The sequence below is a fragment of the Promicromonospora iranensis genome (assembly GCF_028994775.1).
In the GTDB taxonomy this organism is placed as follows: domain Bacteria; phylum Actinomycetota; class Actinomycetes; order Actinomycetales; family Cellulomonadaceae; genus Promicromonospora; species Promicromonospora iranensis_A.
Window position 1 is genome coordinate 316,185 of sequence record NZ_JAJQMN010000003.1, and the last position, 20,098, is coordinate 336,282.

20 protein-coding genes and 1 tRNA gene are annotated in these 20,098 nt (G+C 73.2%); 16 read left to right on the forward strand and 5 right to left on the reverse strand.

Annotation, left to right across the window (positions count from 1 at the left end; translation table 11 throughout):
* Positions 1-115: 115 nt before the first annotated feature.
* The 3 genes from LUU90_RS06805 to LUU90_RS06815 form a co-directional block, all read right to left on the reverse strand.
* Positions 116-415: a hypothetical protein gene (locus LUU90_RS06805; protein WP_275002597.1), complete on the reverse strand. Its 300-nt coding sequence runs from the start codon at positions 413-415 to the stop codon at positions 116-118.
* A gap of 2 nt (positions 416-417) precedes the next feature.
* Positions 418-687: a hypothetical protein gene (locus tag LUU90_RS06810; protein ID WP_275002598.1), complete on the reverse strand. Its 270-nt coding sequence runs from the start codon at positions 685-687 to the stop codon at positions 418-420.
* A gap of 142 nt (positions 688-829) precedes the next feature.
* Positions 830-2,287 carry a M15 family metallopeptidase gene (locus LUU90_RS06815; protein WP_275002599.1) on the reverse strand — a complete coding sequence of 486 codons (1,458 nt, stop codon included), beginning with the start codon at positions 2,285-2,287 and terminating at the stop codon, positions 830-832.
* Between the two features lie 188 nt (positions 2,288-2,475).
* Between LUU90_RS06815 and LUU90_RS06820 the strand changes: the two genes are divergently transcribed.
* The 14 genes from LUU90_RS06820 (at position 2,476) to LUU90_RS06885 (ending at position 16,597) form a co-directional block, all read left to right on the forward strand.
* Complete coding sequence (locus tag LUU90_RS06820) at positions 2,476-3,696, forward strand: toxic anion resistance protein (protein WP_275002600.1); 1,221 nt, start codon at positions 2,476-2,478, stop codon at positions 3,694-3,696.
* A 20-nt stretch (positions 3,697-3,716) separates the two neighbouring features.
* On the forward strand, positions 3,717-4,292 hold the full coding sequence (locus LUU90_RS06825; protein ID WP_275002601.1) for a hypothetical protein: 576 nt from the start codon (positions 3,717-3,719) through the stop codon (positions 4,290-4,292).
* Positions 4,289-5,701, forward strand: coding sequence for an AAA family ATPase (locus LUU90_RS06830; RefSeq protein WP_275002602.1), 1,413 nt, complete (start codon positions 4,289-4,291; stop codon positions 5,699-5,701). The genes LUU90_RS06825 and LUU90_RS06830 overlap by 4 nt, the downstream gene beginning before the upstream one ends.
* The gene (locus tag LUU90_RS06835) at positions 5,698-7,002 is read left to right on the forward strand and encodes a hypothetical protein (RefSeq protein ID WP_275002603.1); all 1,305 of its coding nucleotides are present in this window, start codon (positions 5,698-5,700) and stop codon (positions 7,000-7,002) included. The genes LUU90_RS06830 and LUU90_RS06835 overlap by 4 nt, the downstream gene beginning before the upstream one ends.
* A complete protein-coding gene (locus LUU90_RS06840; protein ID WP_275002604.1) occupies positions 6,999-8,024 on the forward strand; it encodes a glutamate ABC transporter substrate-binding protein in 1,026 nt (341 codons plus the stop codon). The genes LUU90_RS06835 and LUU90_RS06840 overlap by 4 nt, the downstream gene beginning before the upstream one ends.
* Positions 8,021-9,124, forward strand: a complete 1,104-nt coding sequence (locus tag LUU90_RS06845) for a hypothetical protein (RefSeq protein WP_275002608.1) — start codon at positions 8,021-8,023, stop codon at positions 9,122-9,124. Before LUU90_RS06840 ends, LUU90_RS06845 begins: the two co-directional genes overlap by 4 nt.
* Positions 9,121-11,403, forward strand: coding sequence for a serine/threonine-protein kinase (locus tag LUU90_RS06850; protein ID WP_275002609.1), 2,283 nt, complete (start codon positions 9,121-9,123; stop codon positions 11,401-11,403). Before LUU90_RS06845 ends, LUU90_RS06850 begins: the two co-directional genes overlap by 4 nt.
* A 119-nt stretch (positions 11,404-11,522) precedes the next feature.
* Complete coding sequence (locus LUU90_RS06855) at positions 11,523-12,635, forward strand: PP2C family serine/threonine-protein phosphatase (RefSeq protein WP_275002610.1); 1,113 nt, start codon at positions 11,523-11,525, stop codon at positions 12,633-12,635.
* Positions 12,636-12,660: 25 nt separating this feature from the next.
* Positions 12,661-13,953, forward strand: a complete 1,293-nt coding sequence (locus LUU90_RS06860) for a VWA domain-containing protein (RefSeq protein ID WP_275002611.1) — start codon at positions 12,661-12,663, stop codon at positions 13,951-13,953.
* Positions 13,950-14,831, forward strand: a complete 882-nt coding sequence (locus tag LUU90_RS06865) for an FHA domain-containing protein (RefSeq protein ID WP_275002612.1) — start codon at positions 13,950-13,952, stop codon at positions 14,829-14,831. The genes LUU90_RS06860 and LUU90_RS06865 overlap by 4 nt, the downstream gene beginning before the upstream one ends.
* Before the next feature lie 158 nt (positions 14,832-14,989).
* Positions 14,990-15,169, forward strand: a complete 180-nt coding sequence (locus LUU90_RS06870; RefSeq protein WP_275002613.1) for a hypothetical protein — start codon at positions 14,990-14,992, stop codon at positions 15,167-15,169.
* Positions 15,170-15,484: 315 nt separating this feature from the next.
* On the forward strand, positions 15,485-15,634 hold the full coding sequence (locus LUU90_RS06875) for a hypothetical protein (RefSeq protein ID WP_275002614.1): 150 nt from the start codon (positions 15,485-15,487) through the stop codon (positions 15,632-15,634).
* A gap of 179 nt (positions 15,635-15,813) precedes the next feature.
* The gene (orn, locus tag LUU90_RS06880; RefSeq protein WP_275002615.1) at positions 15,814-16,449 is read left to right on the forward strand and encodes an oligoribonuclease; all 636 of its coding nucleotides are present in this window, start codon (positions 15,814-15,816) and stop codon (positions 16,447-16,449) included.
* Between the two features lie 72 nt (positions 16,450-16,521).
* A tRNA-His gene (locus LUU90_RS06885) sits at positions 16,522-16,597 on the forward strand.
* 84 nt (positions 16,598-16,681) lie between these two features.
* Here the strand turns inward: LUU90_RS06885 and LUU90_RS06890 are convergent.
* Together LUU90_RS06890 and LUU90_RS06895 are read right to left on the reverse strand one after the other, a co-directional pair.
* The gene (locus LUU90_RS06890; protein WP_275002616.1) at positions 16,682-17,578 is read right to left on the reverse strand and encodes an ATP-grasp domain-containing protein; all 897 of its coding nucleotides are present in this window, start codon (positions 17,576-17,578) and stop codon (positions 16,682-16,684) included.
* Positions 17,579-17,645: 67 nt separating this feature from the next.
* On the reverse strand, positions 17,646-18,716 hold the full coding sequence (locus LUU90_RS06895) for an ABC transporter ATP-binding protein (protein WP_275002617.1): 1,071 nt from the start codon (positions 18,714-18,716) through the stop codon (positions 17,646-17,648).
* Between the two features lie 41 nt (positions 18,717-18,757).
* Between LUU90_RS06895 and LUU90_RS06900 the strand changes: the two genes are divergently transcribed.
* Both LUU90_RS06900 and LUU90_RS06905 read left to right on the forward strand, forming a co-directional pair.
* On the forward strand, positions 18,758-19,417 hold the full coding sequence (locus tag LUU90_RS06900) for an ABC transporter permease (RefSeq protein ID WP_275002618.1): 660 nt from the start codon (positions 18,758-18,760) through the stop codon (positions 19,415-19,417).
* Positions 19,414-20,097 carry an ABC transporter permease gene (locus LUU90_RS06905; RefSeq protein ID WP_275002619.1) on the forward strand — a complete coding sequence of 228 codons (684 nt, stop codon included), beginning with the start codon at positions 19,414-19,416 and terminating at the stop codon, positions 20,095-20,097. Before LUU90_RS06900 ends, LUU90_RS06905 begins: the two co-directional genes overlap by 4 nt.
* Position 20,098: the final 1 nt, after the last annotated feature.

Below are 20,098 nucleotides of genomic sequence, written 5' to 3' on the forward strand. Positions count from 1 at the left end.
TGTTCCGGAACGACTCCGTTCATGCTCCCAAACCCACGGTCACCGCGGTGATATTCCGCCTGTCGGCGCCACGTGAGGCGCACCACACACGGCGCCGCTGCCCCCGGGCGCTCGATCAGGCTGCGGAGTAGCGCTGGCGAGCGGCCTCGCCCGTCGTTCCCAGTGCCTGACCGACGACGTTCCAGGACAGTCCCTCCGCACGGGCCTGGGCGACCGCGTCACGAACCGCCTTCTCGGCCTGACCCGTCAGATAGATCCGCCTGGCCGCGGCTCGCTGCAGCTCCAGCAGAGCCGGCGGGGTCGGCCGCAACCGCTCGGTGTACCCCTCCGACGCGGCCTTGGCTGCCATCTGCTCGCCCCAGGCCTCCAGCTCCGCCCGCTCCTCGGGCGTCAGGTTCAGATCCTCGATCCTCATGGTCACCTCACCTCGCCTCTCTCCTTCGGCGTCAGGAACTTGTCTCGTGCTTCCATCGCGTGGAAGACCACGAACTGGATGCCCCACTTCGAACGGTGCCCTATCTCCAGCAGCGCCCCTGACTCGGCCGGACCGATGGTCATGACCGAACCGTCCTCGTCATTGTCGAAGCTACGCAACGAGAAACCCAACGCGTGCCCGATATCCGCCTCCATGGTCCCCGGGTGCTTCAACGCACTCGGTAGAACCAGGATGCCCTCAACCTCATCCATTTCGCAAGGCTACTTGCCAAGCCGCCTTGTTGCCTGGGGTGGCTCGGGCTCCTCCATCGACGACGCGGCAGGACAACTCCGTCCGGATCCGTCGTCGAACGGCCCGCCGCCTGCACTCGACCCCTACCCTGGTGCCCGCTCCTCAGTAGCTGTTGGGCGCCAGGACGGACTGCCAGTGCCAGGGCTCGGGGTTACGGCCGGAGGGCTCCGCGAACGGCGGGTGCACCCAGCCGTAGGCCTCGGCGTTCGCCTTGAGCCACTCGTACTGCGCCGACCCGAACGTCTGCACTCCCCCGCCGATGTCGATCGCCAGCCCCGTGCCGTGGTTCGAGCAGCCCGGCGGGGCCGCGGTCCTGGACGACGGGTCGTACAGCGCCTCCTGCTGCGCGTACGTGCGGTAGGACGAGTTGATGGTCAGGTTCACGCCGAACTCGGCCGCGTACGCCGCGTTCAGCTCGACGAGCCCGCCGACGACGTCCGCCCGCACCTGGTGGCTCACCGAGAACGGGACGGTCGCCAGCTCCGACGACGAGAGGTGGCCGTTCTCCGCCGACCACACCTGATCCGGTTCGGGGCACGTACCGGCCGGCGTCGTGCCCGTGGCACCGTCGGTGCCGCCGTCCGTCGCGGCGTCCGTGTCGTCCGCGGAGTCCTCGCCCGCGGCACCTCCGGCCGGTCCGACGACGTCGGACTCGACCTCCATCGCCTCCTCCGGTGCCGTGGAGAGAACCACGGCGACCGCGTCCTCGATCTGTGCCTGCACCGCGGACATGGCCGTGGCCAGCTTCCCGGTCCTGCCGAGCAGGCCCGCCACCTCGTTCCCCCGTGCGGCGGTACCGGCCCGCGCCGGCGCGGCCTGGCCCGGAGCGGCAGCCGTCACCAGGGCTTCCGCCTGCGCGTCCAGGTCCCCGGCCTGGTCCAGTGCCGCGCGCAGATCCTCCCGGTCCGGCGCGGCGGCGGTCTCCGCGGACTCCGCGTAGGCCTTCTCCCCGGCGGCCACGACCTCCCGCAGGGCCGCCCGGGCCTCGGCCAGGTGCGGCAGGGCCCGTTCCAGCCGCACCGCACGCCCGGACTCGACCACCGTCCGGGTCGCCTCGCGCAGGGTGGTGACCACCGCTCCGGCGTCGGCGCGCAGCGTGCTCATGCGTTCCAGGACCGCCCTGGCCTCCTCCTCCGTGCCCGACGGCGACCAGGTCACCGATCCGAGCGACGTCACCAGCCGGCGGGCGTCGTCGAGAGCCGTGTCGAGCGCCAGGCGTTCCGGCTTCTGCGCGGCCCGCCCGTCCGGTCCCTCCCGGACCGCCCGTGCGGACTCCACCTCGCCGGCCAGGTGTGCGCGGAGCGTCACGCTCTCGGTGGCCGCCGCCTGCGCGTCCACCGCCACCGACGACCGCGCCGCGGCCTCCGTCAGCGGGTCGAGCAGCCCGAGCGCGTACGCACCGCCGGAAGCCGAACCCAGCCCCAGGACGACGACGGCGGTGACCAGCCACCTCCGCCTACCTCGTCGTGCCCGCCGCTCCGCGGCACGCCGGGCGCGCGGCGAGGACGGAGCCGGCCGGGTCGTCGGCAGCTCCGGCCACAGCGGGGTCTCGGTCAGCACCGAAGAAATCTACCCCGCCGGGACGAGGAGACCACGGAGCGGGCGAAGTTCGCCGGGACGCGGCGACGCCGGGAACTCTTGTCGTCGCCCCCACGTTCTCACCCCGCCGAGCCGCGCCTTCGCCCCCGGCGGCGAGGGCCCGCGGCATATACTCGCCGCGTTCGGACGCCCTACTGCGAGGAGCACCGATGACCGAGCCGATGCCGCTTCAACCGCCTGCCCCCGCAGCCGAGCCCCTCGTGCTGAGCGCACCCGACCCGGTCCAGCCCGTCGCCGCCACCCAGGCGCCCAGGATGGCACCCAAGGTCGATCCCGCGGTCGCGCCGGCGCTCGACCAGAAGGTCAGCACCTACCTCGACGGCCTGCTCACCGCCGACACCAAGAGCCCCGAGTTCGCCAAGCGCGCCGACGACGTGCGCACCATGGGCGACCAGGACATCCGGCAGGCCGCCGACTCCAGCAACCGGCTCCTCGCCACGCCGGTCCGCGCGCTCAAGGAGGGCGGCCTCGCCGACGGCTCCAAGGTGGGCCAGACCCTGCTGGAGCTGCGGCGCACCGTCGAGGACCTGGACCCGTCCGAGGCGAGCGTGGGCCGCAAGATCCTCGGGATCATCCCGTTCGGCGACAAGCTCCAGGACTACTTCCGCCGCTACGAGTCCGCCCAGGGCCAGCTCAACGCCATCATCCAGGCCCTCTACAACGGGCAGGACGAGCTGCGCAAGGACAACGCCGCGCTCAACCTGGAGAAGCAGAACCTCTGGGACACGATGGCGCGGCTCAACCAGTACATCTACGTGGCCGAGCGGCTCGACGCCCAGCTCTCCGCGAAGATCGCCGAGCTCCAGGTCGCCGACCCCGAACGGGCCAAGGCACTGTCCGAGGACGTCCTGTTCTACGTGCGTCAGAAGCACCAGGACCTGCTCACGCAGCTCGCGGTCTCGATCCAGGGCTACCTCGCGATCGACATCATCATCAAGAACAACATCGAGCTCACCAAGGGTGTCGACCGGGCCACCACCACCACCGTCTCCGCGCTGCGCACCGCCGTCATCGTGGCGCAGGCGCTCGCGAACCAGAAGCTCGTGCTGGACCAGATCGGCGCGCTGAACACCACGACGTCGAACATGATCGCCTCGACCTCCAAGATGCTCGCCGACCAGTCGGCCACGATCCAGGAGCAGGCCGCGAGCTCGACGGTCGGCATCGAGCAGCTGCAGGCGGCGTTCGCGAACATCTACGCCACGATGGACTCGATCAGCGACTTCAAGAGCCGGGCGCTCGACTCGATGTCGCAGACCATCGGCGTGCTGGAGACCGAGACCACCAAGGCCTCGGCGTACGTGGAGCGGGCACGGCGCACCAACACCGACGGCGTGGCGAGCGGTTCTCTCGACCTCAACACCCCGTGACGGCGGGCTCGGAGGCAGGCATGAGCTGGTGGCGGCGACTCTTCGGCGGCGGACGCACCGAGGAAGCGGAGCAGACCGTCACGATCCCGGCCCCGCCCACCACCGAGCAGATCGTGACGGCCGTCGACGCCGTCCTCGAGCGGGCGTCCGGGCGGGCGCCCGCCGCGGTGACCGCCCGGGTGCAGCGCGTGGCCGAGACCGTGCACGAGATGGCGCCCCGCCTGGACCGGCTCGGCGCCGGCTCCCAGCAGGCGCACACGGTGGTCGCCACCGCGACCAGCTACCTGCCCGAGGCTGTCGACGCGTATCTGCGTCTCCCCCGTGACTTCGCCGACCGGCGGGTCGTGGACCGGGGCAAGACATCGCTCATGATCCTGTGCGACCAGCTCGACCTGCTCGGCGCCACGATCGACAAGATCTCCGACGCCGTGTCCCGCGCCGACGCGGTCGCCCTCGTGGCGCACGGCCGGTTCCTCGAGGAGAAGTTCGGCACCTCCGGCCTGACGCTCCCCGGTTCCACCCCGGGCACGCTGCCCGCGCCCGGAGCGTCCGACCCTGGGACGACGTCGGGCCCCGCCCCCCTGGAGGCCCCGTGACCACCGCGGCACTCGGCGCAGCCCTCGACGCTCTCACCGCGACGGCCACCGCCGTCGGCGTGAGCGGCCCCGCGGCGCGTGCCGAGGGCGAGCGACTGGCGGCAGCGGTCGCCGAGTCGTCCCCCGGCGCCCCGGCCGACTGGATCGCGGCCACGGGGCGCCCGACGTCGGGCGGCAGCCTGCAGCCGTTCTTCGACGCGGCGGTGAGCGCCCGCCGCTGGCGCTCCACCCCGACCGACCTGCTCACCGAGCTCATCACCACCGGTTCGCCCCACGCACCGCAGTACGCGGAAGCTCTGGCCACGGTCGTCGACGCCGCGGCCGCCCTGGGCGACCCCAGCATCAGCGCCATAGCGGCGGCCGAGGGCACCAAGGCAGTCCACCGCAGCGCGGCAGCAGGTCGCGACACGGCGCCGACATCACCTCACACGCCGACCCTGATGCCGACCACCCCACCCGACCTGACGCGCCCCCGCGACCCCCGCGACTACCTCCCCTTCCCCACCGCGGAACGCGAGCGCACCGGAAAGGCCGCGGGGTCCGCGGCCGCACCGGCCGAGGTCGCCGAGCCCGTCGCAGAACGCACCCTCGAAGAGCTCCTGGAAGAGCTCGACCAGCTCACCGGACTAGGAAGAGTCAAGGACGAGATCCGCCGCCAGACCGAGCTCCTGCGCATCGAGCGCCTCCGCGGCGAGGCGGGCTTGAGCGCCCCCACGCTGACCCGTCACCTGGTCTTCGTCGGCAACCCCGGCACGGGCAAGACGACGGTGGGCCGGCTCGTCGCCGGGATCTACCGCGCGCTGGGCCTGCTCGACAAGGGTCACCTCGTCGAGGTGGACCGCTCCGAGCTGGTCGCCGGCTATCTGGGGCAGACCGCCGAGAAGACGACGGCGGTCGTGGAACGCGCCCTGGGCGGCGTCCTGTTCATCGACGAGGCGTACGCCCTGGCCGAGGACCAGTACGGTCGTGAGGCGGTGGACACCCTCGTCAAGGACATGGAGGACCACCGCGACGACCTCGTGGTGATCGTCGCGGGCTACCCGGGCCCGATGGCCCGGTTCGTGGGCACCAACCCGGGGCTGGAGAGCCGGTTCGCGCGCACCATCACCTTCGAGGACTACTCCGGCGACGAGCTGCGGCAGATCTTCGCGGGCATGGCCCGGGCCGCCGACTTCGAGCCGGAGCCCGCCACGCTTGAGCATTTTGACCGCCTCGCGGCCCAGCAGGCGCGCGGCGAGGGCTTCGGCAACGGGCGCTGGGCCCGCAATGTCCTCGATTCCGCGATTGCCCGGCACGCCTGGCGCCTGCGGGACGTTGAACGACCGACGCTGGACCAGCTGCGCACGCTGGTCCCGGAAGACCTGGAGGATGTCGTGGACATCGGGACAGACAGCGAGGCCACCGCGTGACCGCATCGCTGACGACGACGAACCCGGCTGCGGCCGGCCCTGCGACCGCGACCGCCACGCCGGCCGGCCGTTTCAGGGCGGGTCTCGCGACCACTCCGGGCCGTCTGGCGCTGGCCACGGCGGTGGCCGTGGCGGCCTGCCTGCTCCTCGGGGTGACCGGCTTCCTCGCGGGCAACGGCCAGTCCGCGGCGCTGCAGGACGCGCAGCGGGACGCGGCCCAGCTGGTGGGCACGCAGGAGCTGCGCAACGACCTGGTGTCGGCCGACGCGACGGCGACCAACGCGTTCCTCGTGGGCGGGCTGGAGCCGACGGAGGCACGCGAGCGCTACGAGGCGAGCCTGTCCGAGGCCGCGGAGGCCGTCCCGGCGCTGGCCGCGACGGCGCGGGGCGAGGGTGAGGCCGCCGACCTCGCCGCGGTCGCCGACTCGGTGCAGCGGTACGCGGGTCTGGTCGAGTCGGCCCGGGCGAACAACCGGCAGGGCTTCCCGGTCGGTGCGGCCTACCTGGACCAGGCGTCGGCCGCGCTGCGCGACGAGGTACTGCCCACCATCGACGAGGTGGCGGTCTCCACGTCGCAGCGGGTCGACGCCGACATGGGTTCCGTCGCCCTCGCCCAGGCCCTCCTGCTGTTCGTGCTGCTGGCCCTGGTGGCGCTGGGCGCCGTCCAGCTCTGGCTCGCGCGGCGCACGCACCGCGTCGTGAACACCGGCCTGGCGGCCGCGAGCCTCGCCCTCCTGGTGGGCGGCGTGGTCGCGGCGGCAGCGGTGCTGGGCGGCAACGGCGTCGCCCGGTCGGTCGCGAGCGGCCCGTACGCGGCGACCGTCGCCACGTCGGAGGCCCTGTCGCTGGCCACCGACGCCAAGTCGATGGAGTCCTTCACACTGATCAAGCGCGGGTCGGGCGGCGACTTCGAGGAGTCGTACCAGACGTCGCTCGCCGGCGCCAAGTCGCTGCTGGCCGAGGCCGCCGAGGCGACCGACACCGGCTCCGACCCCCTGTCCCTCCTGAACGCGTGGGACGAGAAGCACCAGGAGATCCGCACCCTGGACGACGAAGGCAACTGGGACGACGCGGTCAGTGCCGCGACAGCCACCGGCGACGACACGGCGGGCGCTGCCTTCACCGCGTTCTCCGACCAGGCCCAGGCTGACGTCCGGACCACGAGCGACGCCGCGGTCGAGCGGCTCGGCTCCGCGGCGACCACCGCGCAGGTAGCGGCCTGGATCGCCCTCGTGCTCGGGGTCGCAGGGGCCATCGCCGCTGCTGCCGGGATGAACGTCCGCCTGAAGGAGTACCGATGAGCATGCGTGCAGTCCGCAGACCGATCGTCACCGCCCTCGTGGCGCTCGCCCTCGTCGGCACGACGGCGGCGTGCGCTCCCGAGTCGACCACGCACCTGCTCACCGGCGCGGCCGGGGTGGGTTCGACGGCGCAGGAGTCCACGCAGGAGTCGGCCCCCGAGGCCGCGACCGGCGGTGCGGCGCCCAGCACCGCCACCGCGGCCCAGGAGTGCAGCGACGGGCGGCCCGCCGTCGCGTCCATGGCCCCGGGCGGCAGTCCCGAGGTGACGTCCGGCTCCACGATGGCGGCCATCCGGGAGCGCGGCGCGCTCGTGGTGGGTGTCTCGGCGGACACGCTGCTGATGGGCTCGCGCAACCCGTTCTCGGGCAACATCGAGGGCTTCGACATCGACGTGGCCCGGCAGATCGCCGACGCGATCCTCGGCGACCCGGACAAGATCCGGTTCCGCGTGATCACGTCCGGTGACCGCGAGACGGTCCTGGCCGAGCACGAGGTCGACATCGTGACGCGCGCCTTCACCATCAACTGCGACCGCTGGGAGAACATCGCGTTCTCGGCGGAGTACTACCACGCGGGCCAGAAGCTCCTGGTTCCCTCGACCTCCGAGGTCACCGGCATCGAGGACCTCGCGGGGCAGCGGGTCTGCGCGCCCGAGGGCACGACGACCCTGGAGCGGCTCGGGGAGTGGGAGGGCGTCGAGGCGGTGCCCGCTGTCACCCACACCACGTGCCTGGTCCTGTTCCAGCAGGGTGCGGTGGACGCCATCACCGGCGACGACACGGTCCTGGCCGGCTTCGCCGCGCAGGACCCGTACGCGAAGGTCGTCGGCGACGCCGTGAGCGACGAGCCCTACGGCGTCGGTGTCCCGGCCGACCAGCCGGACATGGTGCGGTTCGTCAACGGCGTGCTGGAGGACATGGTCGCCGGCGGGCAGTGGGAGAGGTCCTACGACCGCTGGCTGGGCGGGGCGCTCGGTCCCGCACCCGCAGCGCCCGAGCCCGTGTACGGACGGGCGCCGTGAGCAGGACCGGACGAGCGCCGGCGCCGCCCGGCGCCCTGGGGGTCGCGGCTGAGCCCGCGGAGCTCCTGAGCTATCTGTCGGACCTCCAGGCGTGGCTCGACGCGCGCCGCGCCGACCTGGACCGGCTCGACACCGCGGCGCACCGGTCCGACGAGAGCTCCGTGACGGCCGACGTCGTGCTGGCCCTGACCCTGTGGCAGGCGGTGCGCACGCGCACCGACGAGCTGGTCGCGGTGTGGGACTCCGGCCGCGCGGACGCCGTCGCGCGCGAGCGCATGTCCCAGCTGATCTGGGGGCGTCTGGGCGGCGACCCGGCCACCTCGCTGCTCTCCCTGGTCGACGCCGCGCGCCTGTGCGACGCGCAGGCGGACCAGCTCGCCGCACGCCTCTCCTTCGACCCGCACGCCGCCGACGTCACCGCCCGCCTGCGGTCCGTGGCCGCCGGGATCGTCCGCGCCGAGGACGCGGCGCACGCCTCCGCCGACACCGAGGACGACGCCGTCGTCGCCCGCCTGCGCGACCGGCTGGCCCGCCTCAAGTCCGACGCCGCCCGCGGTGCCGACATCACCGGACCGCTCGGCGCGCTCGAGGACGACGTCGCACGCAGCGAGCGGGACCTCATCGTGGCCACCGCGCGCCGCCGGTCGCTCGCCAAGGACCGGGAGCGCGCCGTCGCGCTGCGCACCACCCTGGCGGACCGGGCACCCGTGCTCCACCAGATGGCGGAGCGCTGCCGCCGGGAGATCGCCGACCCGCCGCGGCTCGCGGTCCCGGACGTGACCCGCCTCGGCGACGTCCCGACCGAGCCCGACCGGCTCACGACGTACGTCCAGCGGCTGGGCGCCGTCGAACGCGCGATGGAGAAGGTCGAGGACGCCTACACGGCCCCTCTGCGCGAGCGCGCCGAGCTGCGCTACCGCGTCAAGAACCTGATGACGAAGGCCCAGGGCAACGGGCGGGCGGCGTCGTCCACCGTGAAGGCGGGCGAGGACGAGGCGCGCGAAGCGCTGGACGCCACGCCCTGCGACCTTGCCCTGGCACGGCACTTCACCGAGCAGCTCGAGACGCTCGTGCGCGATCTCCCGGAGGGACACCGATGACGACACAGGCCTGCGCCGAGCCGGACTGCACCGGCACCATCGAGGACGGCTACTGCAACGTGTGCGGCGCCCCCGCCGGCGGCAACCCCGCCGGGGGCGCGCTCGCCGCGGTGGCGGCCTCGTGGGGCGCCGACGACCCCACCACGCTGCGCGCCTCGGGCGGGATGCCCGAGATGTCGCAACCCTCCACCGGACGCACCAGCTCGTCCCGCCTCGCGTCCACCGCCCTAGGCTCGGCCCGGATGGCTGCCGGCACCTACCAGACCCGGCGCGTCGGCACCGGCTCGACGCGGCTGCGCGGGCACCGGCTCGGCGCGGGCCTCACCACCGTGCCGCACACGCCGGTCGCCGACCCGCTGCAGGCCGTGATGACCACGCCCGAGCTCGCGGAGAGCAAGCGGTACTGCCCCACCTGCGGCCAGCCGGTGGGCCGCGCCCGCGACGGCGTCCCCGGCCGCATCGCCGGGTTCTGCGGGCACTGCGGCGCGCGCTACGACTTCGCACCCGCGCTCAAGGCGGGCGACCTCCTGGCCGGCCAGTACGAGGTGGTGGGCTGCCTCGCCCACGGTGGCCTGGGCTGGATCTACCTGGCGCGCGACCGCAACGTCAGCGGCCGCTGGGTGGTGCTCAAGGGCCTGCTCAACGCGGGCGACAGGGAGGCGTACGAGGCGGCGGTCGCCGAGCGCCAGTTCCTCGCCGAGGTGGAGCACCCGCTCATCGTCGAGATCTTCAACTTCGTCCTGCACGAGGGCCTCGGCTACACCGTCATGGAGTTCGTGGGCGGCAAGTCGCTCAAGGACGTGCTCAAGGAGCGCCGCGACAAGGGCGGCGGGCAGGCCCGGCCGCTGCCCGTGGACCAGGCCATCGCGTACATCCTCGAGGTGCTGCCCGCGTTCAGCTACCTGCACGACCACAACCTGCTGTACTGCGACTTCAAGCCGGACAACATCATCGCCCAGGGCGACGGCGTCAAGCTGATCGACATGGGCGGCGTGCGCCGCATCGACGACATGACGTCGGCCATCTACGGCACCATCGGCTACCAGGCGCCCGAGGTGGCGGAGATCGGCCCGTCCGTGGCGTCCGACATCTTCACGCTCGGCCGGACGCTGGCCTCCCTGGTGCTCGACTTCCGCGGCAACACCACCGTGTACCAGTCGTCGTTCCCGCCGGTCGCCGAGACGCCCGTCTTCCAGAAGTACGACTCGTTCTACCGCTGGCTGGCCAAGGCGTGCGCGCCGGCGCCCGCCGACCGGTTCGGAGACGTCGACGAGGCCCGCGTCCAGCTCCTCGGCGTGCTCCGCGAGGTGGTCGCCACCGACAAGGGCCCCGGGTACACGGCCACGACGTCCGCGGAGTCGGTCCTGTTCGGCGTACCGCCGCTCGACGGCGCCGACGGCGCGCTGGGCTGGCACGAGCTCCCCGTGCTCAAGGTGGACTCCACCGACCCGATGGCGTCCTGGCTGGCCGGCGTGAACGTCGCCGACCCGACCGCCCGCATGGTCGCGCTCTCCGGCGCCGCTGAGGCGACCGTCGAGGTACGGCTCGCCCTGGCCCGGGCCGCCATCGAGGCCGGCGACCTCGGCCGGCTGCGCGAGACGGTCGCGCAGATCCTCGAGCACGACCCGTGGGAGTGGCGCGCCGCCTGGATGGAGGGCCTCGGGCACCTCTCGGCGGGCGACCCCGCGGCCGCCCGTGCCTCGTTCAACGCCGTCTACGGGCAGGTGCCCGGCGAGCCGGCACCGAAGCTCGCGCTCGCCACGGTCTGCGAGGTGTCCGGCGAGCCCGGTGTCGCCGAGCAGCTGTACAGCACCATCGCGCGCGCCGACTCCAACTACACCGGCGCCGCCGCGTTCGGTCTCGCCCGCGTCCGGGCGGGTGGTGATGACCTCGACGGCGCCCTCCGGGCGCTCGACCTCGTCGGTCCCACCCGCGGTTCCTTCCCCGACGCCCGCCTGCGGCGGGCCCGGCTCCTCGTCGACGCGCGGCGCACGCTGCTCGACCTGTCCGACGCCGTCGCCGGGCTCGACAACGCGCACGTCCCCGACCGCCCCAAGGCCGAGGTCACCGTAGACGCCCTCTCGGGCGCGCTCGGTCTGGTCACGCGCAGCGGTCCCGACCCGAGCGTGCGGGTGGCCGGCGCCGAGGCCACCGAACCCGCGCTGCGGGACCGCCTGGAGCAGGCCCTGCGCACCCTCGCCCGCCTCACCGAGGACCGCTCGGAGCGCGTGGCGCTCGTCGACCGGGCAAACTCCGTACGGCGGTGGACCATGCGTTGAGCGGCCCGCCGTACCGGAACCGGTGCACAGAGGCACCGAACGGTGATCCGCTCACGGTGATCCGGTGAAAGACAGTCGCGGGGTGCGAACCCTGACGAGGCAAGGAGACCGACCCAGACATGAGTGCCGACGACAGTAGCCTCGCCCGCTGCCCCAACTGCGGAGAGAACGCGGCGCCCCGCGCCCGGTTCTGCGAGAACTGCGGCACGCCGCTGGGCACCACCGAAGCGTCCGCCCCCTCCGAGGTGACCCTCGAGCTGGCGCCCACCGTCGTGGACCCCGACCCGGCGACCGGCGACTCCGCCGCCCGCCGGTCCTGCGCGGCGTGCGGCGGCATCATCGCCCCGGACGGGTACTGCGCCGACTGCGGCACGCCCGGCCAGTCCGAGCGCGACCACTTCGAGGAACGCCCGGCCGACTGGGTGGCCGGCGTCTGCGACCGGGGTGTACGCCACGCGCGCAACGAGGACGCGATGGCGCTCGCCGCGGGCGGCACCTTCGCGGCTCTCGTGGTGTGCGACGGCGTGTCCAGCGCACCCGACTCCGACGTCGCCTCGCTCGCCGCGAGCCGGGCCGCACGGGACGTGCTCGTCGCCTACGGGCCGGAGGGTTCGAGCTCCGTGGAGGGCGCCACCAGCCGGCGCATCGCCGGCTGGACCGACGCGATGGTCGCCGCGTCCCGCGCGGCGGGCCAGGCCGTACGGGGCGCCGCGGAACAGCTCGCGGCGACGAAGGGCACCGACGTGGCGGACGACCCGCCGTCGTGCACCTTCGTGGCCGCCGTCGTGGACAACGGCCTGATCGTCGCCGGCTGGCTGGGCGACTCCCGCGTGTACTGGCTGCCGGACGCCGGGCAGGCCGAGCAGCTCAGCGTCGACGACTCCTGGGCCCAGGAGATGATCGCGGCCGGCGTGCCGCGCGCCCAGGCCGAGACGTCGCCCCAGGCGCACGCGATCACGCGGTGGCTGGGACCGGACGCGCCGGACACCGACGCGCGCTGCGCCGCCACCCTCCCGACCGGGCCGGGTTGGCTGCTGGTGTGCTCCGACGGCCTCTGGAACTACTGCTCCGACGCGCACGAGATGAGTGACCTCGTGCAGCGGTTCGCCACGTCCGGCGACCCGCACACCACGGCCGCGGCGCTCGTGCGCTGGGCCAACGCACAGGGCGGGCGGGACAACATCACCGCCGCGCTCGCCCGTGTCTCCCCAGCTGTCACCGAGCAGCGATAGCCTGCCGTTACCGAGAGGAGCCACCGTGGCCGAGTTCTCCGCCGAGGTCTTCCAGAACGAGTTCCTGTCCGACGGCGGCACTGATGTGCACGCCGTCGTCACCGTGACCTGCACGGGCGCGGGATCCGCCGCCGCCGCCGGGGCGAGTCCGGGCGCGGCCGGCGTCGCCGAGATCGTCGCCGTCGACACCTCCGGGTCGATGCAGGGCCGCAACATGGAGGCGGCGAAGCACGCGGCGGCGGTGGCCGTGGACCAGATCCCGGACGGCACCCTGTTCGCCATCATCGGCGGCTCCCACGTGGCGACGCGGATCTTCCCGTACCCCAACGCACGGGTACCCATGGTGGCCATGGAGCCGGGGGCCCGGCACGAGGCCAAGCGCGCCATCTCGACCATGGCCGCCGGCGGCGGCACCGCCATCTCGTCCTGGCTCCGCCTCGCCGACGATCTCTTCGCCACCGTGCCGGTGGCCCAGAAGCACCTGATCCTGCTGACGGACGGCAAGAACGAGTCCGAGCCGACGATGCACCTCGACCGGATGATCGCCGACGTCACCGGGCACTTCCAGTGCGACGCCCGCGGCGTGGGCGACCGCTGGGTGGTGGAGGAGCTGCGCAAGATCTCGACCGCGCTGCTCGGCACCGTCGACCTCATCGCCCGGCCGGAGGACATCGCCGAGGACTTCTCCGCCCTGGTCCGCAAGTCCATGGCTCGCGGTGTCGCCGCGGTGGACCTGCGGGTCTGGGCGCCGCAGGGTTCGGACGTCCTGTTCGTCAAGCAGGTCGCACCGGAGGTCGACGACCTCACCGGGCGCCGCACCCAGGTGAACGCCCTGACGAGCGCCTACCCGACGGGCGCGTGGGCCGACGAGACCCGCGAGTACCACGTGGCGGTCCGGGTGCCGGCGAAGCCGGTAGGCTCCGAACAGCTCGCCGCGCGTGTCCAGGTCGCCGTGGGCGACGAGGTCGCGGCGTCGGGCCTGGTCAAGGCGAAGTGGTCGGACGACTCCACGCTCACCGCCCGGATCAGCCCCGAGGTGGCGCACTACACGGGCCAGGCGGAGCTCGCCTCGGCAATCCAGGAGGGCCTCGCCGCGAAGGCGGCCGGCGACGAGGCGACGGCGACGGTGAAGCTCGGCCGCGCCGTCCAGCTCGCCGCCGAGACGGGCAACGACGAGGCGACCTCACGCCTGCGCAAGATCGTGGAGGTGGAGAACGAGGAGGAGGGCACCGTGCGCCTCAAGCGGAACACCGCCAAGCTGGACGAGATGGCACTCGACACCGCGTCCACGAAGACGACCCGGGTACGGCGCGCATGACGGTCGTCTGCCCGGAGGGCCACACCAGCCAGTCCACGGACTACTGCGACGTGTGCGGTACGCCGATCCCGGCCGGCCGGCCGTCGGCCGAGCCGAGCGCGCCCGCGGTGGACCCGGCTGCGACCGCCTCCGCCGAGGCTTCGGCCGAGGGCTCCGGCGGCGGCCCGGTGACCTGCCCCAACTGCGGTGACCTGTCCCCGTCCGGCTCCCTGTTCTGCGAGAACTGCGGGTACGACTTCACCACCGGTACGGCGGCCCCGCAGGCCCCGCCGCCGTCCGCGCTGGACCTGAGCGGGCTGGACACGGCTCCGCCGGTAGCCTCTCCGGTACCGGCCGCACCGCCGCAGGGCTCGCCGGCGCCGTCGTCGTCGGGCGCACCCGCGCCGTCGTCAGGCACGCCTGCGCCGTCAACAAGCGGTGTGCCCGCACCGTCGCCAGGCGGTGGCGGGCTGAGCGCGCCGCCCGTCCCGGGCGACGACACGTGGGTCGCGGAGATCTGGGTGGACCCCGACTGGTACGCGCACGAGCGCCCCGAGGACCCGATGCCGTCGGCGGGCCTGCCCGGCCTCGTGACGCTGCGGCAGCGCAGCCTCCTGGTGGGCCGGCCGTCGCAGTCCCGGAACATCCGGCCCGACGTCGACTGCGGCAGCGACCCGGGGGTGTCCCGCCGCCACTGCCAGCTGACCACCGACGGGCTGCGCTGGTGGGTGGAGGACCTGGGCTCGTCGAACGGCACGTTCGTCGCCGCCACGGGCGATCCCCTGCCCGACACCCCGCTGACGCAGGGGATCCGCCGGGAGGTCGAGGAGAGCGACCGGATCTACCTCGGCGCCTGGACGCGCCTGGTCATCCGGAAGGCCCTGCCGGGCGAGGCCTAGCAGGCCGGAACAAAAAAGCCGTGCGCTGCGCGGGTGCCACCTGCCAGGCTCAAGGCACACCGCGGTGACGTCCGTCCGGTCCCATACCGGGCGGTGGAAGGGCCCGGCCAGGCCCATGTCGGGAGACCGACACATCCAGCGTCACGAAAGGCACTCACGTGCACACCGAGTACGACCTGGCGCTGTCCCTTCACCGGGACCGCCTCCGCGACGCCGAGGAAGAGCGGCGTTCTCACCGGCTCCGTCAGGAGCAGAAGCGACGCAAGGCCGAGGCCCGCGCCGCACACCGCAACGACAGCCGCGCACGGGTTCCCGCCCTGCGCGCCCGGTCGGCATGACCCCCGTGGCGCCCGCCGGAACCCACCGGCCACCCGGCGCCGCTCGACACCCCCGAAGCAGAGCGTGGTCCCAGGACCCGCTCTGCTTCGGCGTCTCCGGCCCGTCCGGGCGACCCGTCGCACCCCGAGCTCCGCTCTGCGCCCGCTGACCTGGGCAAAGGTGCCGCACGTCACCGCTGTCCGCCTTGCGCGGTATTTCCATGATCAGGGAGGATGTAACACGACGGAAACACACGAGGGACGTCCGAGCCGCGACCCGGCGGGCACGCCCTTCCCCACCGTCGCCCTCTCCCCACCCCTGGAAGGACCAGACACATGCATGCCCAGACCGCGTACTACATCGGCCGCGCACAGGTCGCCGAGATCGCCCGCCGCGCGGAGGTCGCCGGTGCCCAGGAGCGCGCCCTGCGCGAGCGCCCCGAGCGCCGCACCACCAAGCGCTCCAAGCGGCTCCGCCTGACCTGACCGCCGATCCGGCCGCCCGTAGCTTCTGACGGCGGTTCGTGACGCCGACCTCGAGGTCGGACACCCTGGCCCTTCCTCGGACGACTTCGGTCGCCTACGGGAGGGCCTTCCTGTGCGCTGCGGCCCGGACCACAGCCCCGGCGTCACCTCGCCGCTCCGGACGCAATAGGCTGAGCGGCGTGAGCCTTCCCAATCCCAACGAGCGCATCGTCTGGATCGACTGCGAGATGACGGGCCTGGACCTGCGCGCCGACGCGCTCGTCGAGGTCGCCGCGATCGTCACCGACTCCGACCTCAACGTCCTGGGCACCGGTGTCGATGTCCTCGTGAAGCCCCCGGCCGAGGCGCTGGCGCAGATGAACGACTTCGTCCGCGCCATGCACACGACGTCCGGCCTGCTCGACGAGCTGGACGGAGGGTTGACGCTCGCGGAGGCGCAGGAGCAGATCCTGGCCTACGTCCGGCAGTGGGTGCCCGAACCGGGCAAGGCGCCGCTGGCCGGCAACTCCGTCGGCACGGACAAGACGTTCCTCGACCTGCACATGCCCGAGCTCGTGGAGCACCTGCACTACCGGATCGTCGACGTGTCGTCCATCAAGGAGCTCGCACGGCGCTGGTACCCGCGTGTCTACTTCGCGTCACCGAAGAAGGGCGGTGGGCACCGCGCGCTCGCCGACATCCTCGAGTCGATCGACGAGCTGCGCTACTACCGCGAGGTCCTGTTCCCCGCCCACCCCGGCCCTGACACGGCCACCGCGCGCGCCGCCGCGCAGCGCATCGCAGAGACGTCCGTCACGAAGCAGCTCGCCCCGTAGTTTTCAGTTCGGTCGGGGGCCACCGACCATGTATGCTTTTCGACGGCCGCCGGTCCACGATCGGCGGGCATGGTGGGCGTAGCTCAGCTGGTAGAGCATCGCGTTGTGGTCGCGAGGGCCGCGGGTTCAAGTCCCGTCGCTCACCCCATGCGGAAGGGCCCCTCACTCACGTGAGGGGCCCTTCGTCGTTGCCGGACGCCGCGGGCGGCCTGCGCCCCGCGGCCGCCCGCGCTCAGCCCAGGAGCTTCACCACGGCGTCCGCGAGCTTGTCCTCGACACCCGTGCCGTACTTCATCCACAGCGACGGCTCGGTGAGCTCCAGCTCGATGACCATAGGGGCGCCGTCGTCACCCGAGACGAGGTCCACGCGCGCGTAGGTGAACTCCGCGCCCGTGGCCTCCCGGGCCACAGCGAGCGCCCGCTCGGCCACCTCGACCTGCGCGGGCGTGGCCTCGAACGCGGACTTCTCCTCCTCCGCGTAGAGCTCGCTGGTGTCCTCCGCGGGGCCGGTGAGCAGCGCGTTCTTGCGGACGGCGTGGGTGAGCTCGCCGTCGATGAAGATGAGGCAGGTCTCACCGGCCGTGTCGACCGAGGTGACGTAGGGCTGGATCATGACCCAGCGGCCGTCGTCGAGCAGGCGGACGGCGTGCGCGATGGCCTTCGCCCGCGACTGCGCGGACACGGGCTGGTAGCGCCCGGTGTTCTTGGCACCGGCGCTCACCACGGGCTTGACCACGAAGTCGCCGAACGCGGGCATGCGGGTGTGCACCGCACGCTTGGACAGGTGCCGCGCGGGGTCGAGCCAGATGGTGGGGATCACCGGGATACCGGCGTCCTCCAGCACGCGGAGATAGCGCTTGTCGGTGTTCCACTCGATGACGTCGGCGGAGTTGGCCACCTTGGGCAGGGACCGCGCCCATGCGAGGAACTCGTCGTGGCGCGGCGAGTAGTCCCAGGTGGAGCGGACCAGGACGAGGTCGTAGGCCTGCCAGTCCACGGCGGGGTCGTCCCACACCGTGGGTTCGGCCGTCACGCCGCGCTCGGCCAGAGCGGCGATCAGCGGCACGTCGTCCTTGTCGAGATCGGGCAGCTGGGAGCAGGTTGCGAGGGCTACACGGGCGTTGGTCACGCACCGAGACTATCGGGACCGGTTCGGCCGGGTCCCGCGCCGGACGCCGCGCTGGGAGCGGCGTCGGTCACACTGCCGGCTGGCGGCCCGGCTCGTCCTCGGGGACGCCGTCGACCGCGTCCTGAACGGCCGGGGCCCCCTGGCCGGTCCCTGCCGCGTCCGCGGCCCGGCGCAGCGCGCCGAGGATCCCGTCGGCCGTGAGCGAGCCGACGACGTCGCCCGACTCCTCCACGACCGGCACCCGGCCCATCGCCGAGCCCGGCAGCGCCGCGACCGCCTCGAACGCGTCGGTCAGGCGGGCACCGAGCCGCACGGGCGCGGGAGCCGGCTGGACGATCCGGTCCGCGCTCTCCAGGTCGGCGCGATCGACGCACGCGAGGGCGAGCATGCGGGAGGCGGCGCCCTCACCGGTGAAGTCCCGCACCCGCTCGGACGCCGGGTGGGCCAGCACCGCGAGCGGGCTCGCGACCTGCTCGAGCTTGCCGCCGCGGGACAGCACGGCGATCCGGTCGCCGAGGCGCGCCGCCTCGTCGATGTCGTGGGTCACGAGGATCACGGTGGTCCCCGTCTCGCGCTGGATGCGCTGGAACTCCGTCTGCAGGTGCCGGCGGAACTCCGGGTCGACGGCGCCGAAGGGCTCGTCCATCAGCAGCACCGGCGGGTCGGTGGCCAGGGCGCGCGCCACGCCGATGCGCTGGCGCTCACCGCCGGACAGCTCGTGCGGGTACCGCTTGGCGTAGGTCGCGGCAGGTAGGCCCACCAGGTCCAGGAGCTCGACGACGCGCGCCCGGGTGCGCCTGCGGTCCCAGCCCAGCAGGGCGGGCACTGTCGAGATGTTCGCCTCGACGGTGCGGTGCGGGAACAGCCCGACGTTCTGGATGACGTAGCCGATGCGGCGGCGCAGTGCCACGGGGTCGGCGGTGGTGACGTCCTCGCCGTTGAGGAGGATGCGGCCCGACGTCGGCTCCACCAGGCGGTTCACCATGCGCAGCGTCGTGGACTTGCCGCAGCCCGACGGGCCGACGAGGGCGAGCACCTCGTGCTCGCGCACAGCGAGGCTCAGCTCGTTGACGGCGACGGTGCCGTCCCCGTAGGTCTTGCGAACGGAGTCGAGCTCGATCACGGTGCGGGCAGCCATGCCTCCGAACCTACCGGGTCATTCGCGGTAGGTTCGGAGCCATGCCCGGCAACCCCTGGTTCTCCTGGTCCTACGTGGTCGACAACGCGCCCGTGCTCTGGCAGCGCACCGTCGAGCACGCCGGGATCACCATCGAAGCGGTCGCGATCTCGGCCGCCATCGCGATCCCGCTGGGGGCGCTGATCTCCCGGTACCGGTGGTTGTCCGGGCCGGTGCTCGGCACGACGGCTGTCCTGTACACGGTGCCGTCCCTCGCGTTGTTCGCGATGCTGACGCCGGCGCTCGGGATCGGCCGTGCGCCCGTCCTGGTGGGCCTGGTGGTCTACGCGCTGCTCATCATTCTGCGCAACACGGTGGCCGGCCTCGCCACCGTGGACCCCGCCGTCCTCGACGCCGCTCGCGGGCTCGGCTACGGGCCCGGCCGGACGCTCGTCCAGGTGGCCATGCCGAGCGCGCTGCCGAGCATCATCGCCGGCCTGCGGCTGGCCACGGTGTCCAGCGTCGCGCTGGTGACCGTCGGTGTGGTGGTCGGGTTCGGCGGGCTGGGGCAGATCATGTTCCAGGGCTTCCGCAACAACTCCTACCGGGCCGAGATCATGACGGCCACGCTGGCGACGATCCTGCTCGCCCTCGTGCTGGACCTCGCCCTCTGGGCGGCGGGCAGGGCCCTGACCCCGTGGCTGCGCAGGAGGACCGCATGAGCGCCCCCACCGGCGTCGTCGATGAGGCCCTCGTGTGGCTCAACGACCCGCTGACCTGGACCGAGCCCGGCGGTGTGCTGGAGCTGGCCGGTGAGCACCTGTACATGACCGTCGTCGCCGTCGCGGCGGCTGCCGCGGTCGCGATCCCGGTCGGGGCCTGGCTGGGGCACAGCGGGCGGGGAGCCGGCCTCGTCGTCTGGCTCACCAACGCCTCCCGGGCGATGCCCACGCTCGGCATCATCCTGCTCCTCGCCGCGACCGGGCTGTTCGGCAACACAGCCACCGTGATCGCCGCGGCGTTCTTCGCCGTGCCGGTGCTCCTGGTCAACACCTACGAGGGGGTGCGCGGCGCGGACCCCGACGCGCGTGACGCCGCCCGCGGCATGGGCATGAGCGGCGGGCGCATCCTGCTGCAGGTCGAGCTGCCGCTCGCCACCACCCTCGTGTCCGCCGGGCTGCGGACCACGATCGTGCAGGTGGTCGCCACCATCCCCCTCGCGGCGCTCGTCGGCGGCGGCGGACTGGGGCAGATCATCGCGCTCGGCATGGGCACGCAGCGGTACGGCGAGGTGCTCGCCGGTGGCGTGGTGGTCGCGGTGCTGTGTCTCGCCATCGACGGGGTGCTGGCGATCGGGCAGCGGCTGGCCACCCCGGCTCCGCTGCGCGTGAGCGCGCGCTAGG

Coding starts and splice junctions, on each gene's coding strand:
- LUU90_RS06865 (WP_275002612.1), top strand. CDS start 13,950: ATGACGGTCGTCTGCCCGGAGGGCCACACCAGCCAGTCCACGGACTAC.
- LUU90_RS06850 (WP_275002609.1), top strand. CDS start 9,121: ATGACGACACAGGCCTGCGCCGAGCCGGACTGCACCGGCACCATCGAG.
- LUU90_RS06855 (WP_275002610.1), top strand. CDS start 11,523: ATGAGTGCCGACGACAGTAGCCTCGCCCGCTGCCCCAACTGCGGAGAG.
- LUU90_RS06900 (WP_275002618.1), top strand. CDS start 18,758: ATGCCCGGCAACCCCTGGTTCTCCTGGTCCTACGTGGTCGACAACGCG.
- LUU90_RS06805 (WP_275002597.1), bottom strand. CDS start 415: ATGAGGATCGAGGATCTGAACCTGACGCCCGAGGAGCGGGCGGAGCTG.
- LUU90_RS06875 (WP_275002614.1), top strand. CDS start 15,485: ATGCATGCCCAGACCGCGTACTACATCGGCCGCGCACAGGTCGCCGAG.
- LUU90_RS06810 (WP_275002598.1), bottom strand. CDS start 687: ATGGATGAGGTTGAGGGCATCCTGGTTCTACCGAGTGCGTTGAAGCAC.
- LUU90_RS06905 (WP_275002619.1), top strand. CDS start 19,414: ATGAGCGCCCCCACCGGCGTCGTCGATGAGGCCCTCGTGTGGCTCAAC.
- LUU90_RS06895 (WP_275002617.1), bottom strand. CDS start 18,716: ATGGCTGCCCGCACCGTGATCGAGCTCGACTCCGTTCGCAAGACCTAC.
- LUU90_RS06820 (WP_275002600.1), top strand. CDS start 2,476: ATGACCGAGCCGATGCCGCTTCAACCGCCTGCCCCCGCAGCCGAGCCC.
- LUU90_RS06825 (WP_275002601.1), top strand. CDS start 3,717: ATGAGCTGGTGGCGGCGACTCTTCGGCGGCGGACGCACCGAGGAAGCG.
- LUU90_RS06840 (WP_275002604.1), top strand. CDS start 6,999: ATGAGCATGCGTGCAGTCCGCAGACCGATCGTCACCGCCCTCGTGGCG.